Annotated in this window: 13 protein-coding genes and 1 riboswitch; of the genes, 4 read left to right on the forward strand and 9 right to left on the reverse strand. The window is 52.5% G+C overall.

Annotation, left to right across the window (positions count from 1 at the left end; all coding sequences use genetic code 11):
- The first annotated feature begins 57 nt into the window (after positions 1 to 57).
- Genes IE092_RS10575 through IE092_RS10585 form a run of 3 tightly spaced genes read left to right on the forward strand, consistent with a single transcriptional unit; the run spans position 58 to position 5,817 of the window.
- Positions 58 to 1,809 (forward strand): ABC transporter ATP-binding protein, encoded by a 1,752-nt coding sequence (locus IE092_RS10575; RefSeq protein ID WP_189357133.1) that lies wholly within the window; start codon positions 58 to 60, stop codon positions 1,807 to 1,809.
- Complete coding sequence (locus tag IE092_RS10580; protein ID WP_229793130.1) at positions 1,799 to 3,577, forward strand: ABC transporter ATP-binding protein; 1,779 nt, start codon at positions 1,799 to 1,801, stop codon at positions 3,575 to 3,577. The genes IE092_RS10575 and IE092_RS10580 overlap by 11 nt, the downstream gene beginning before the upstream one ends.
- A complete protein-coding gene (locus IE092_RS10585) occupies positions 3,574 to 5,817 on the forward strand; it encodes a penicillin-binding protein 1A (RefSeq protein WP_189357134.1) in 2,244 nt (747 codons plus the stop codon). The genes IE092_RS10580 and IE092_RS10585 overlap by 4 nt, the downstream gene beginning before the upstream one ends.
- 127 nt (positions 5,818 to 5,944) lie before the next feature.
- Here IE092_RS10585 and metC read toward each other — a convergent pair whose 3' ends face one another.
- Positions 5,945 to 7,150 (reverse strand): cystathionine beta-lyase, encoded by a 1,206-nt coding sequence (gene metC / locus IE092_RS10590; RefSeq protein WP_189357135.1) that lies wholly within the window; start codon positions 7,148 to 7,150, stop codon positions 5,945 to 5,947.
- Positions 7,151 to 7,270: 120 nt separating this feature from the next.
- Here metC and IE092_RS10595 point away from each other — a divergent pair, with 120 nt between their 5' ends.
- On the forward strand, positions 7,271 to 7,741 hold the full coding sequence (locus tag IE092_RS10595; RefSeq protein WP_189357136.1) for an Lrp/AsnC family transcriptional regulator: 471 nt from the start codon (positions 7,271 to 7,273) through the stop codon (positions 7,739 to 7,741).
- A 371-nt stretch (positions 7,742 to 8,112) separates the two neighbouring features.
- On the opposite strand, the gene IE092_RS10600 is transcribed toward IE092_RS10595, so the two are convergent.
- From IE092_RS10600 to IE092_RS10635, 8 genes are all read right to left on the reverse strand, one after another.
- Positions 8,113 to 8,895 carry an oxygen-binding di-iron domain-containing protein gene (locus tag IE092_RS10600; protein WP_189357137.1) on the reverse strand — a complete coding sequence of 261 codons (783 nt, stop codon included), beginning with the start codon at positions 8,893 to 8,895 and terminating at the stop codon, positions 8,113 to 8,115.
- 233 nt (positions 8,896 to 9,128) lie between these two features.
- Positions 9,129 to 10,289: a porin gene (locus IE092_RS10605; RefSeq protein ID WP_189357138.1), complete on the reverse strand. Its 1,161-nt coding sequence runs from the start codon at positions 10,287 to 10,289 to the stop codon at positions 9,129 to 9,131.
- A gap of 29 nt (positions 10,290 to 10,318) precedes the next feature.
- Complete coding sequence (locus IE092_RS10610) at positions 10,319 to 10,729, reverse strand: type 2 periplasmic-binding domain-containing protein (RefSeq protein WP_189357139.1); 411 nt, start codon at positions 10,727 to 10,729, stop codon at positions 10,319 to 10,321.
- 696 nt (positions 10,730 to 11,425) lie between these two features.
- Positions 11,426 to 12,262: a methylenetetrahydrofolate reductase [NAD(P)H] gene (gene metF, locus IE092_RS10615; RefSeq protein ID WP_189357140.1), complete on the reverse strand. Its 837-nt coding sequence runs from the start codon at positions 12,260 to 12,262 to the stop codon at positions 11,426 to 11,428.
- A complete protein-coding gene (locus tag IE092_RS10620; RefSeq protein WP_189357141.1) occupies positions 12,259 to 12,603 on the reverse strand; it encodes a phage holin family protein in 345 nt (114 codons plus the stop codon). Before IE092_RS10620 ends, metF begins: the two co-directional genes overlap by 4 nt.
- 56 nt (positions 12,604 to 12,659) lie before the next feature.
- Positions 12,660 to 14,078, reverse strand: a complete 1,419-nt coding sequence (gene ahcY, locus IE092_RS10625; protein ID WP_189357142.1) for an adenosylhomocysteinase — start codon at positions 14,076 to 14,078, stop codon at positions 12,660 to 12,662.
- A 27-nt stretch (positions 14,079 to 14,105) separates the two neighbouring features.
- A riboswitch (S-adenosyl-L-homocysteine riboswitch) is annotated at positions 14,106 to 14,245 on the reverse strand.
- 76 nt (positions 14,246 to 14,321) lie between these two features.
- Positions 14,322 to 14,798 (reverse strand): GNAT family N-acetyltransferase, encoded by a 477-nt coding sequence (locus tag IE092_RS10630; protein ID WP_189357143.1) that lies wholly within the window; start codon positions 14,796 to 14,798, stop codon positions 14,322 to 14,324.
- 94 nt (positions 14,799 to 14,892) lie between these two features.
- Positions 14,893 to 15,435 carry an adenine phosphoribosyltransferase gene (locus IE092_RS10635; protein ID WP_189357144.1) on the reverse strand — a complete coding sequence of 181 codons (543 nt, stop codon included), beginning with the start codon at positions 15,433 to 15,435 and terminating at the stop codon, positions 14,893 to 14,895.
- Positions 15,436 to 15,469 lie beyond the last annotated feature (34 nt).

Here is a 15,469-nt window from a genome sequence, read left to right on the forward strand (position 1 = left end):
CCTTCCGCAATCCGTTACTCCATGCCGGAGTAACGGATTTTTTTATCTGATAACGCTATGACACTGTTTCAGTTTTTGTGGTCTTTTATACGGCGGCACCGGCGCAATTATGTGCTGGCAGCAACAATGCTGTTCTGTATTTCCATACTGACTGTCTGGATTCCGCGCCAGACCGGTCATCTGATTGACTTGCTGGCCAGCCATCCGGCTGACAATACACAGTTAATAAAAGAACTGGCGTATTTACTGCTGGCCGGTATCGTCATCTACTTTTTACGGGTAGGCTGGCGCATACAATTGTTCACCGCTTCTTATCAGCTGGGCGTGGAATTAAGGACGCGGCTATATCAGAAACTCTGCCTGCAAAGCGGTGCTTTTTTTGATCAGCAAAAAACCGGCGATCTGATGGCAATGGGCACAAATGATGCCGATGCGATTGAACTGGCTGCAGGCGAAGCAGCGCTGGCAGGGTTTGACGGCAGCGTCACCTTCGCGCTGGTGATCAGCATGATGCTGACATCCGTTGACTGGCGGCTGGCACTGGTTGCCTTACTGCCCTTCCCCTTCATGGCGCTGGCTTTCCGCAAAATCACCCACCATGTGCATGATGCTTCAAGAGCTTCGCTGGACAGTTTCAGCGCCTTGAATGAGCAGGTACAGGAATCGCTGGCTGGTGTGCGTACTATCCGCGCACTGGGACTGGAACAGAGGAATGCAGCGCAATTTTCAGCGCTGGCCAGTGCCGCACGCGAATCCAGCTATCAGGCACAGCGCTGGGAAGCGGCCTTTGAACCTGCCGTCGGTCTGAGCCTGACGTTTGCCGGTCTGATGACGTTAGCGGTGGGTGGCTGGCTGGTCTGGCAGCATGAAATCACGATCGGTGCGCTGACCAGCTTCAGCATGTATCTGGGACAACTGATCTGGCCTATGTTTGCTGCAGGCTGGGTACTGGCCTTGCTGGAACGTGGTAAAGCAGCATGGAAGCGACTGGAACCGGTACTGAATGCAGAATTGCTGGTCAAAGACACCGGCAGCCTTTCCAACATGCCGGCACCGGCCATCACGCTGCAGCATGTGCAGTTTGCGTATCCGACTCAGGCAACACCTGCGCTGCAGGATCTGCATCTGGAAATACGCGCCGGACAAACCATCGGCATTGCCGGCCCGACCGGTGCCGGCAAGTCCACATTAGTACGCTTACTGCTGCGCCAGTATGAATTACAGCAGGGGCAGATTTTGTGGGGCGGACATCCGCTGCATGCATATCAGATAGATGCGCTGCGCTCACAACTGAACTGGGTTGCACAGGAACCGTTTCTGTTCTCTGCATCGGTGGCACAAAACATCGCTTTATCAGCACCCGGTGCCAGCCGCGCACAGATTGAAGAAGCGGCAAGACTGGCATCCGTCCACGATGACATTCTGCGTTTCCCACAAGGCTATGACACCCCGGTCGGCGAACGCGGCATTACGCTGTCCGGCGGACAACGTCAGCGGGTGGCGATTGCGCGCGCTTTGCTGACCGACAGTGCCTTACTGATTCTGGACGATGCCTTGTCTGCGGTCGATACCGCAACGGAAACGCAGATCCTGCAGCACTTACGCCATCTGCGCCAGCAACATCCGACCCGTACCATGATCATCATCAGCCACCGCCTGAGTGCGCTGGCAGAAGCAGATCAGATTATTGTGATGAAAAACGGACATATTCACGAACAGGGAAACCATGATTTCCTATTGCAACACAACGGATGGTACGCCGCACAATGGCGCTACCAGCAACTGGAGGCGAGTTTAGATGCAGCCTGAGCAACAACCAAGTATGACACCGGCAGAACAACGCCAGCGGGCACTGCAACTGTTGTTCAGTGCTGCCAGTCCTGAAAAATCGCAGGTGCGCAAAGGCTTGCTGCTGTTACTGATCGCGGCCGGACTGGAAGCCATCGGCCCGTGGCTCGGTAAAGCCTTTATTGATCAGTACCTGTTACCACGTCAGCTGGCATGGACAGAAATCATTCCGCTGCTGGCAGCTTTCCTGATTTCCGGCTGGATAGCAACATGGCTGCGTTACCGGCAACTGGTGCGACTGGCCGGTGTGGCGATGCGTTCGGTGCAGCGGCTGCGTGAACAAGTGTATTCCCACGTACTGAAACTACCGATGGCTTTCTTCGACCGCAGCATGACCGGCCAGCTGGTCAGCCGCGTTACCAACGATACCGAAGCAGTCAAAAATCTGTACGTGCAGGTATTGTTTGTGATGCTGGACAGTTCGATTGTGGTGATCGGTGCCATGACCGGCATGCTGCTGCTCGAATGGCGTCTGTTTCTGGTGGTACTGCCGTTAATTCCGGCAGTAGTGCTGATCGTCTGGTTTTATCAGCGCTGGAGTGCTCCGGCAGTTGCCCGTGCGCGCCAGCTGCGCAGCGATATCAATGCACAACTGGCAGAAAGCCTGCAGGGTATGCACACACTGCAAGCCAGCCGCGCTGAACAACGTTTTGCTCAACGCTTTGATCAGACAGGTCAGCAGCATTACGCTGCACGTCTGCAAGAGTTAAAAGCCAACGCCTGGCTGTTGCGTCCGGCGCTGGATTTTCTGAATATTCTGATTTTAGTGATCGTGATTTTCAGCTTCAGCCAGCAGCGTTTTTCCGGTGTGGAAATCGGTATTCTGTATGCGTTTGTCAGCTATATCGCGCGTGTCGTGGAACCACTGATCCAGATCACTATGCAGTTCGGACAAATTCAGCAAGCCATTGTGTCTGCTGCCCGCGTGAATACACTGTTACAGGAACCTGCAGCGGAAGAAAAAGCGAGTCACGCACAGATGCAGAGCGGCAGCATCCGCATCCTTGATCTCAGCTTCTCCTACCAGACTGGCAAGCCAGTCCTGAAAAACATTGATCTGAACATAGAAAACGGCCAGATGACCGGTATCGTCGGGCACACCGGCAGTGGTAAGTCCACGCTACTGAGCCTGCTGCTGCGTTTTTACGAAGCTGACTCTGGCACAATCCTGATCGATGATCAGCCTGTCCATGCTTATGGTACACAACACTTCCGTGAGCGCGTCGGTCTGGTACCGCAGGAACCGTATTTGCTGGCAGCCAGCATTGCCGATAATATCCGCATGGGCCGTGACATTGCTGAAGACGAAGTGATTGCTGCGGCAAAGGCTGCGCATATTCACGATTTTATTTGCGGATTTGAACACGGCTATGCAACGCAGCTTGGCACCGGTGGCGTACAACTCTCATCCGGTCAGAAACAGCTGATCGCGATTGCACGTGCGCTGGCGGGTAAACCGCAGGTCTTATTTCTGGATGAAGCAACTTCGCATATCGACAGTGAAACTGAACAGATCGTGCAGCAGACACTGAATGAATTACGCGGCAAGGTCACCGTCGTCGCGATTGCGCACCGTTTATCCACGATACGTGATGCCGATCAGATTATCGTGTTAAATCACGGCGTGATTGCAGAACAGGGGCAGCACGCCAGTCTGATGCAGATCGAGCAAGGTATTTATCAGCGCCTGTACACCTTACAGACGCTGGAAGAAAGGGAAACAATATGAAGTGGTTATTAGGATTAGGCGCTCTCGCCGGAACAGCGGTACTGGGCGTAGCGGGATATACCTTTCTGGTACTGGCTCCCGGCTTGCCTGATCTGGATGCGGTCACAGATTACCGGCCGAAAATTCCGCTGCGTATTTATACCGCTGATAATGCGCTGATCGGTGAATTCGGTGAAGAACACCGTGAATTTGTCGCCATCAAAGATATGCCGAAAGTTATGAAAGATGCGTTGTTGTCGACAGAAGATGCACGCTTCTATGAACACAATGGCGTGGATTACATCGGTGCCGGACGTGCAATTCTGGCCGATTTGCGCGGCGGCTTTCATCAGGGTGCTTCCACCATCACCATGCAGGTGGCACGGAATTTCTTCCTGAGTCAGGAAAAAACCGTGAATCGCAAACTCAAAGAATTATTGCTGACCTCCCGCATCGAATCTGCGCTGACCAAAGACCAGATTCTGGAACTGTATATGAACCAGATTTATCTGGGACAACGTTCGCATGGCTTTGCCGGTGCAGCACGCACCTATTTCAATAAACCTTTAAAAGATGTGACACTGGCAGAAGCAGCGATGCTGGCCGGCATTCCGAAAAATCCGGTACGTCACAATCCGGTAGCGAATTTCCAGAAAGCGAAACAGCGTCAGGAAGTGGTGCTGAAGCTGATGCTGACCCGTGGTGTGATTACGGAAAATCAGTACGATCAGGCAGTGCATGAAAAAATCACGGTCACCGGCAAACAGATTTTTGATTCGCGTGCTGACTATGTCGCGGAAATGGTGCGTCAGAAAGTCGTCGAGGAATACAAAGAGCAGGCATACACCAGCGGCATCCGCGTCTACACCACGCTGCTGAAAGCGGATCAGGATGCGGCGTATGAAGCTGTGCGTAAAAATGTGATGGCTTACGATCAGCGCCACGGCTACCGTGGCCCTGAAGCCTTTATTCAGCTGCCTTCCGACAGTGAAGAGCGTGACGATGCGATTGATGACGTACTGAAAAAACATCCTTCCAGCGATACTTTGCTGGCAGCCGTCGTGACTGAGGCCAGCCCGCGCAAAGTGCTTGCAGAACTGGCCAGCGGCGAAACCGTGAGCATCGATGGTGACGGTTTGCGTTTTGCCAGTGCAGGTTTGCAAGCGAAAGCCGCGTCGGCATTGAAAATCGTGCCGGGTGCCGTGATCCGCGTGATTAAAGACAATAAAAACCGCTGGAGTATCACACAGTTGCCGGAAGTCGAAGGTGCGTATGTGGCACTGAATGCCGATGATGGCACGGTGCGCGCGCTGGTCGGTGGTTTTGACTTCAACCGGAAGAAATTCAATCACGTTACCAGCGGCTGGCGTCAGCCGGGTTCGAGTATGAAGCCGTTTATTTATTCGGCTGCGCTGGAAAAAGGCTTTTCACCGGCAACCCAGATCAACGACGTGCAGTTATCGCAAACCACCGATGAAGTGCTGAAATGGGACCCGCGCAATGACGATGGAAAATACGAAGGCCCGGTCAGTATGCGTTATGCGCTGGCACATTCGAAAAACGTGGTCTCGGTGCGGATACTGCAAGCGATAGGTGTACAGCATGCACTGGACTGGCTGCAGCATTTCGGTTTCAGTAAAGATAAGCATCCGGCCAATCTGACGCTGACACTGGGAACCGGCTCCGTTACACCGATGCAGCTGGCAGGTGCGTATGCGGTGTTTGCGAACGGTGGCTATCAGGTCAGCCCGCAACTGATTACCCGAATCACGGATGCCAAAGGTCAGGTATTGAAATCCGTACCGGTAACCAAAGTGGATGAATCAGCGCGTGTGATTGATGCCCGCAATGCCTTTATTACCGACAGTATGCTGCGCGAAGTGACACGCAGCGGTACGGGTGCGTCGGCCAGTACCAGACTCGGACGTTCCGATCTGGCGGGTAAAACCGGTACCACCAGCGATGCGGTAGACGGCTGGTTTGCCGGATATGCCGCGAATGTGGTGGCAGTTGCGTGGATGGGTTATGACGATCCGAAATCACTTGGCGGACGTGAATTCGGTGCGACGCTGGCGTTGCCGATCTGGATCGACAGTATGCGTGCCGCACTGGCCGGTAAGCCGCAAATCGTGCGTGCTGCGCCGGAAGGTGTCAGCAATGCCGAAGGTGACTGGATGTATCAGGAATGGCTGAACGGCGGTGGCGTGCGCCAGCTGGGTCTGGAAGAAGCACCGGCTGTTGTCACACCGCCTGCGCAATAAAAAAATCCCGCGGCAAACGCCGCGGGAAAAACATCCTGACCTTTGGAGGAGAAGCAGTAGGACAGTCCTTATCATAGCGAAACAGCATGACAAGCGTATGACAGCCCTATTGCTCCTTCAGGGAGAGTCAGGCTGCACGAGCCAAACGCGCCTGCTCCCGCAAGGCGTCAAATCCTTGTTGCAGATCGCTGATCAGATCTTCCACACATTCCAGACCCACATGCAAACGTATCATCGGCGCAGTCCATTGCGCGGCACGATGGTTACGAACACGCGAAGGATCGGTCGGCAGAATCAGACTTTCATAGCCACCCCAGCTGAAACCGATACCGAATAAATCCGTACTGTCGATCAGTGCCGCAACTTGCTGACGGCAGATATCGTCATGGAAGCGTGCCCCCATCAGACCGCAGGCATATTTCGGATCAAAATCACGTTTCCAGATTTGATGACCTTGTGCGCCCGGCATAGGCGGATACAGAACTTCGGCCACTTCCGGTTGCGCTGCCAGCCATTCAGCCACGCGCATTGCGCTTTCACGATGCACCGCCAGACGGGCTGCCATGGTACGCAAACCGCGCAGTGCCAGCGCAGCATCATCGCCGCCAATCGCCAGACCGAGTTGTTTGTAGGTATCGCGAATCGGCGCTTCCAGCGCAGCATTCGTGAGGATTGCACCCATCAGCGCATCCGAGTGACCAACGATGTATTTGGTCGCTGCATGGATCGATACATCCACGCCCAGTTCAAACGATTTCCAGCCCACCGGCGTTGCCCATGTGCTGTCAGACACCACCACCGCGCCGGCCGCATGCGCTGCGGCGGCAATCGCGGGAATATCCTGCACTTCAAAGGTCAGCGAACCCGGCGACTCAACAAAAATAACTTTGGTATTCGGTCTGATCAGCGCGGCAATATCTGCACCTGCCAGCGGATCATAGTAAGTGGTTTCCACGCCCATTTGCTTCAGCATGTTGTCGCAGAAGTGACGGGTCGGATCGTAGGCGGAATCGGTCATCAGCAAATGATCACCGGATTTCAGCAAAGCCAGCAGCGTGGTGGTGATTGCCGACAAACCGGACGGGGTCAGCAGACAGGCTGCAGCGCCTTCGGCTGCACACAATGCCTGTTCCAGCGCATGCGTAGTTTCATTGCCGTGGCGGCCGTAGACACGGCGCGTACCGTAGGCTTCCTGCAGCGATGCGCAATCCGGAAACAGCATGGTTGATGCGCGGACCAGCGGCGGGTTCACCGGACCATGATGACGCTTGCCTTTGCGTCCGGCGTGGGTCAGTCTGGTGGCGGTCTGAAATTCTGTGCTGTGGTCTGCCATGGTGCGCTCCTGCATAAAAGTAACTATGCAGAAATCGTAACAAGAGGCACGGAAAATTTTTTACCAAATTAAGTGCAATTTTGGGCTAACATTAAAAAAATTTTCTACAAATTAGAAATTATGGATAAAAAAGACCTAGAAATCCTCGAAATTCTACAAAAAAATGCGAGTATTTCGATGGCTGAACTGGCCGAATCCGTGCATTTATCCGTCACACCGTGCTGGCGGCGGGTGCAGAAGATGCAGGAAGAAGGCGTGATACAGGCGCAGGTGACCTTATGTGATCCGGTCAAACTGAATCTGGGGCTGACCGTGATGGTGGCGCTGAAAGCAGCGCGGCATAACGAAACCTGGATGCAAAAGTTCATCAGCGGCGTGCGTGATATTCCGGAAATCGTGGAAATTCTGCGCATGAGCGGCGATATCGATTACCTGCTGAAAGTGCATGTGCCGGATATGGCGGGTTTTGATCAGGTGTACAAAAAACTGGTGCGCGTAGCGGATCTGCAGGATGTCAGCTCCAGTTTTGTGATGGAAGTCATCAAAAGCACCACGGCGCTGCCGCTGGATTATGTGCAGCTGAAGAAGTAAGTTTCCACCAGTTGTTTTCAGCGGATCTGCCGCAGAATTTGCCATCGCTGCACACTGAATAATCCGGGTGAAAAACGCGTTTCCGGCGCGGACTCTGTGCAAATATCGTCACATGCGTTTTTGCGAAGCCCGCACTTTCTGCCGACGACAAGCGTATCGCTGTGCTGAACTCCGCATTCTGGCCGTTTTTCGGGCTTTGCAGGGCTTTTCAGGCCTCTTCAGGAGTTTTCAGATTGTTTTCCTGGTCATGTATCTCTGAAGCGATTTCAGGGACTGACCAGTCAGGCGGATAATAAAAAAGCGCTGCAGCCATTACAGGTCTGCAGCGCTTTGCATTTCTTCCGCACATGCCGGATGGCATGAATCCGGATTTATCCGCGATAACGGTAATGCTCCTGTGTGAACAGATCGATACCGCATTGCAGGTTTTCTATCCAGTCCAGGAAAGCGTGAATCGCTTCGCGACCTTTGAAGTAGCGACCATGCTGCGGCACCAGCATATCCACATCCATTTCACGCACCATTGCTGCCCAGTAACGGCAGACTTTATTCGACACCATATAGCGTTTATGAAAACCGCTCATGGTGTGCAGCGATGCCAGAAATTCTTCTTTGGTTTCAATCGGTTTTTCGATTTCATGCTCATCCACCATAGATGCGCCGACGTCACCGGAAAACAGAATTTTGGATTTGGTATCGTAAAACTGGAAATTACCTTCAGCGTGCAAAAAGTGCGCCGGTACCGCGTGGATGGTGGTGTCGCGTAAATGCACAGGCATACCCTCATCCGGAATGCCGATGATGCGGCCTTCTGCACGGTTCAGATTACAAAAGTGCGGCACAAAGCGTGACCACAGTTTGGAGACATACAGTTTGCACTCGGTGCTGAACAACCACTTGTCCAGCGCACCGATAATGTCCGGGTCCTGATGCGAAGCAAACAGATATTTCAGTTGTTGCTTCGGCAAATAGCGGTGCATTGATAACACCAGCGAGTTATAAGTCAGATGGCCGGATGGATCAATCAGTGCACCCTCGCCGTCAGAGACCACCAGAAACTGATTGGCCTGGACAGCATGATCGGTAGCATCTTTAACGAGATCATTGAACATGATACAAACGTGCTTACCATCGTTATACAGTTCGATTGCCAATGTTTTCTCCCGTTATGCTGTCATCCAAAATCGGACATCAGATTGTAACGAGCAGCGCCGTGAGGTTTCTTGACTTACATCAATCTGATGCATGGCACATAACACCACTTTCTGCATTTCCGGACAAATGGCAGCAAGTTATGCGAATTACACGACATTTCTGCGCTTTGCCAAGCGTCATAAAAAACCCCGCAGCCACAGACTGCGGGGTCAGAACATTCTTTCAGAAATGCTCAGAATGTGCCTTGCAGTGATACCGATAACACTCTGGAGTCACCGAAGAAAGGATAAGAGTAATGCGACTTATCTTTCGAAATATCGTACTGCACTTTCAACGCCATATTTTTCCGGAAATCCCAGCGCAGTGACAAATAATGCGAGCTGCGTGCTTCAATCGGCTCGGTCACCGTTGTGTACTGCGAATACGTGTACATCGGGGTCCATGCGCCATAGTTATAGCCAACGCCGATTAATGCGTATTTATAAATCGCGTTCAGACCGATTGCCGGATTCTTTTGTTCGAAGCGGTCAAGCTCGGTTTTGATCAGCCAGTTTTTATAATCCATATTGGCAGACAAACCGTAAATGCGCGTTGGCTGATCTTTCAGCAGATAGACGGTGCCGGCGACCGGATCATTTTGCGATACGGTTTCTTCATGCCGCATCATCATTGCACGGACATCGAAAATACCGTTATTCACGGTAACCGATGCGCCGAGAATTTTTTTCCATGCATCATCGGTCGGCGTACCGTAATACAAACGGGTGTAATAAGCATTATTGCTTTGCGAATAGCTGCCGGTCCATGCTGTAGCAGTCATCGCCCAGTCTGACTGACCGAGCTGAGTACGGTAACTGACATTCGCACCGTTATAGGCAAAAATCGGCCAGCCATACACATCCGGTGCCGGACGCACCCACGGATACGCATACCCGACATATAAATAATCACTGTAATAATACAAAGGAATACGGAAGCGCCCCGCCTGAAATGTCCATGCAGAATCTTCTGATGGTTGCCAGGTCAGATAGGCCCAGTCAACCGTCGGGCGCGAGCCCTGATTCGGGTTGTTGGCACGGGCAATGAACTGCGCAGTCGCGGAAAACGTACTGCTGAATTCTTTTTTAATCTGTACGCCGATCAGCGATTCCTGGTCAAACTGCCAGCCTTTTTCTTTTTCATACATGCCAGTGTATTCCCAGTTCTGAATAGAACACGGGCATTTGTACTGCATGTAATTCCACGGCGTAGAACTGCCAAGCGCAGAGCCACTGATCACTTTGGCACCCGTGATGTTGTAAAAACCGCTCAGCTTCAGCGAGCCCGATTCATCCAGATCAATTGCTGATGCCAGACCGGGCAGGAATAACAAAGCACATACAAGCTTCTTCATAGTAATCCTCCTGACAATGCAGCTGATGGTCAAGGAACGACAGCGACGACTTTGACCGAATCATCCACACTGGCTTTATCTATATAAGCGATGGCATTCGGCGTCTCCGCCACGTATTTACGTGCCTCGGCTGGGGTCTTGAATTCTTTCGGCGGCTTGGCCTTACCTGTAAATGTCAGTTTGGCCCAGATTGCGTGTACTTGTGACGGCTCTTTATCAAGTACTTTTTTATAAAACTCAGCTTTCAGCGGAGAAGTATCTGCCAGTTCCACAGGCGCAAACAAACTGGAGCCTCCCAGATAGAATTGTGAAACCTGAGTCAGATATATTTTGGTCGCAGGATTGTCTTTGTTCACAATCAAAACCAGTTCCGCATGTGCCAGCGATGGCAGCATTGTTGCCAGCAACCCGCCGGAAATTAACCAATCACGCATTTTCATACAGCGCCTCCCCGCCTGACGACAACAGCGATGACCGATAATAATTTTCCGCACCACTGAACGTCGCAGAATCAGGATGCGGGAACGCTTGAATGCTCAGAATAGATTATCAGCATTTATTTCATCAATAGCCGCGAATGCGAGGTGCCGGGAAGCAGTGCGCGGCTGCTTAGAAGGAAAAACGGATTGCAAAGCAGTCCGCCTGCGAAGCGACTTCCACATAGTTGCGGAAGGATGCACTCAGCAGCACAGACTGGAGCCTGTGCAAGCGACGCAACAAAGCATTGTGCCCGGCACCTCCGTTTCCCGGTGGTTTTTCCTTTAGCCCGCATCGTGATGCTGCTCGCGTTCCATGCTGGCTGCGCGCCAGCCAGCATTGCGTACAAATCTGCCCCAATGATATCTCTCAATAAATTCCGATTGACAGAGCCCCCCTGCACCAACCATCCCCTGAGTTCAATATAGATACAAACACGAACCAACTCCAAGACAAGCCCCATTTCCTGACAAAAAACAACAATTCATTCACACCGATGCCGCATTGTTGTTTTACTGTTCATGCGATGATACGCACGGATGCCCAAATGTCGTTACGCTGCGCCAGCAAATTGCCGCAAAAGAAAAAGCACCCGTAGCGGGTGCTTTTTCTTTTGTTACATCGACGCTGATGTTCGCTCAGTGAAAGCTGCTTCTTACTTACTTGCCGGCCGTCAGACGATTCCAGATTTCGGTCGTGGCGATTGTCTGATTCAGCGAATAAAAATGCAGACCCGGTGCACCGCCTGCCAGCAGACGTTCACACATGTCGGTGACAACATCAAGACCGAAGGCTTTGATCGACGCAGTATCATCACCGAAGCTTTGCAGCTTCAGACGTACCCAGCGCGGAATCTCTGCGCCGCACATGTCGGAGAAACGCAGCAATTGTGAGCTGCTGGTGATCGGCATAATGCCCGGCACCACCGGCACATCCACGCCCTGCTTCTGCACTTCATCGACAAACTGGAAGTAAGCGTCGGCGTTGTAGAAATACTGGGTAATTGCAGAGTTGGCACCGGCTTTGACTTTGCGTACAAAATTGTTCACGTCGTCTTGTGGCGAGCGCGCCTGCGGATGCATTTCCGGATATGCCGCCACTTCGATATGGAACCAGTCGCCGGTTTCGGCACGGATAAATTCCACCAGTTCATTTGCGTAGCGGAATTCTCCGCCCATACCGTAACCACTCGGGAAATCGCCGCGCAGTGCAACAACGCGACGAATACCGAAATTCTGGTACTGACGCAGAATCGCACCGATCGATTCTTTCGTACCGCCGATACAGGATAAATGCGGTGCAGCCTGCATCCCTTCACGCTGGATTTCGACCACGGTATCCAGTGTGCCTTGTTGTGTCGTACCGCCTGCACCAAAAGTCACAGAAAAATATTGCGGCTTCAGTTGCGCCAGCTTTGCACGTGTCACGCGCAGTTTTTCCGCACCTTCTGCTGTCTTTGGCGGGAAAAATTCAATACTGAAATTCGGGCTAGTCATGATTGCTCAAAAATTAAAGTCGACAATGTCCAGGAGATCACGCTGTATAACAATGCGCCGCCGGTAGCAGACCAGAATCCGGTGACATGGAAACCATCCACCATATTCGCCACACCCCAGAACAGCAGGCCGTTAATCACGAAAATAAATAAACCCATGCTGAGCATGGTGACCGGCAAAGTCAGCAAGACCAGCAATGGCCGGATCACGGCATTCACCAGTCCCAGCACCAATGCCACCACCAGCGCGGTACCGAGTCCGTCGATTTGTACGGAATGCATCAGATACGGAATCGCCAGTAAGGCAATGGCATTGATCAGCCAGTTGGCTAACAAACGCATAACATCTCCTGAAAAAAACTCCCCGGTCTGACGAGCATGGCGGGGAGTTTTGCAGATTAATAACGGTAGTGTTCAGGCTTGTACGGGCCTTCTTTTTTCACGCCGATATAGTTCGCCTGCTCTTCGGTCAGTTCAGTCAGCTGTGCGTTGAAGCGGGTCAGCTGCAGACGGGCTACTTTTTCATCCAGATGCTTCGGCAGCGTGTACACGCCGACCGGATAGTCTGCATTACGCTGGAACAGTTCGATCTGCGCCAGTGTCTGATTCGCGAAGCTGGAGCTCATCACATACGATGGGTGACCGGTTGCACAACCCAGATTTACCAGACGGCCTTCTGCCAGCAGAATGATACGTTTGCCGTTCGGGAAGATTACGTGATCGACTTGTGGTTTGATGTTTTCCCATGTGTACTGCTTCAGGGAAGCCACGTCGATTTCATTATCGAAGTGACCGATGTTGCAAACGATGGCCTGATCTTTCATGCGCAGCATGTTGTCATGTGTGATCACGTGGTAGTTACCGGTCGTGGTCACGAAGATGTCGCCGTGTTCTGCTGCGTAATCCATGGTTACCACGCGGTAACCTTCCATTGCTGCCTGCAGTGCGCAGATAGGATCGATTTCTGTAACCCAGACTTGCGCTGCCAGCGCGCGCAGAGCCTGTGCAGAACCCTTACCGACGTCACCGTAACCGCAAACCACAGCAACTTTACCGGCAACCATCACGTCAGTCGCACGTTTGATACCGTCAACCAGCGATTCGCGGCAACCGTACAGATTATCGAATTTCGATTTGGTCACGGAATCGTTCACGTTGATTGCAGGGAACGCCAGTTTGCCGTCTTTATGCATTTGATACAGACGATGCACGCCGGTAGTGGTTTCTTCGGTCACGCCTTTAATTTCAGCCAGACGTTTGGAATACCATTGCGGATCTTTGGCCAGATGTGCGCGGATAGAATTGAACAGGCAGACTTCTTCTTCGGAACCCGGTTTGTCCAGTACGGACAGATCGGTTTCAGCACGGGTACCCAGATGCAGCAACAGCGTTGCGTCGCCGCCGTCATCCAGAATCATGTTGGAGTAACCGCCGTCAGTCCATTCAAAAATGCGGTGGGTGAATTCCCAGTATTCATCCAGACTTTCGCCTTTGAATGCGAATACCGGTGTGCCGCCGGCAGCAATTGCTGCTGCGGCATGGTCTTGTGTGGAGTAAATATTGCAGGAAGCCCAGCGAACCTGCGCGCCCAGTGCGATCAGTGTTTCAATCAGCACAGCGGTCTGAATCGTCATGTGCAGGGAACCGGTGATACGCGCACCTTTCAGTGGCTGGGATGCAGCGAATTCTTTACGAATTGCCATCAGGCCCGGCATTTCGGTTTCAGCGATGCGAATTTCTTTACGGCCCCAGTCAGCCAGACTCAGGTCGGCAACCAGAAAATCCTGTTGGGTTTGTTGTGTTGTGGTGGCGTTCATCACGCCCTCCTTTCTGAAATGAAAAAAGTAACGTGAGCGCAGTTGAATTCGGTGATATCCGGAAAACAGATCAAGTGAGCCTCGGCCACATCAGAACTGCAGAAAACGGATCAGAGAAGTTTTTCCAAGCCTGGCAGGGCTGACCTGTCGCAACGCTCCTTGGAAAGACTGAAGTATAAACCAGCCTGCCGATTTCTGCACCTGTAGCGCATTGCGGTGCCGCGCTTTATTCTCCGTTAAGTTTCAGGCAACACCGTTATCCGGCAACAGTGATTTACCCATGCAAAGCGACAGATTGTTTTCTGTGTATTTTCCGAAGGCTGTAATCGCGGCATAGCCATGCTTACGGTAAAACGCGATGGCGCGCGGATTGGTATGCCGTACTGCCAGACAAATCTGCTGATAACCCCATTGCAGTGCCTGCTGCTCCAGCCAGCCCAGTACTTGTGCTGCCACGCCGGTTTCACCCGGACGTGCATACATGCGCTTAAGCTCCGCAACCTGCATACCGGCGGGGCGCAGGGCTGCACAAGCGAGTGGCATACCCTGCGGATTTCGCGCCACAACGAAGCAGGCACCGTCCTGCTGCACATCGCTGGCGCAAAAACTGCTCTGACCACTGTCACCGGTCAGCAGCACCAGCCGCGCCGATAACTCTGCCAGCAACAAACGTGCATCCGGATGATCAGGCGATTCGGCTTGTATCAGAACGGGCAACATAAACGGACTCCGGAAAAGAAAAACGGATGAGGGGAACTCATCCGTTTTACGCAAAATCAGTGCCAGCCTGACAAGGCCGCTGACGGTTTGCTGATCAGTGACCGTCGAAATTGCAGATAGTGAAAAGTGGCAAGCCGCTGTCTTTGATGATGCGCGAACCGCCCAGTTCAGGCAGATCGACAATCACGGCACCTTCCACGACTTCCGCGCCCAGACGTTCCAGCAGTTTTTTGCCAGCCATCATCGTGCCGCCGGTCGCGATCAGATCGTCGATCAGTACAACGCGGTCACCTTTTTTGCACGCATCCGCATGCAGTTCCACCGTTGCGCTGCCGTATTCCAGTTCGTATTCTTCCGATACCGTGTGGAAAGGCAGTTTGCCTTTTTTACGAATCGGTACGAAACCCAGATTCAGTTCATAGGCCAGCACGGAGCCGATAATGAAGCCGCGCGCATCCAGACCGGCGATTACGTCGATTTTTTCGTCCATGTAGCGATGTACGAACATATCGATCAGAACACGGAATACCTTCGGGTTTTGCAGTAACGGGGTGATGTCACGGAACATCACGCCCTGCTGCGGCCAGTCAGGTACGGTACGGATATGCTGTTTGATGTACTCGGAGGGATTTAACATCGCCTGAGGTCCTTCAGAATTTTACGATAACCCG

The organism is Cognatundibacterium squillarum (assembly GCF_014652435.1).
Taxonomy (GTDB): Bacteria; Pseudomonadota; Gammaproteobacteria; order Burkholderiales; family Burkholderiaceae_D; genus Undibacterium; species Undibacterium squillarum.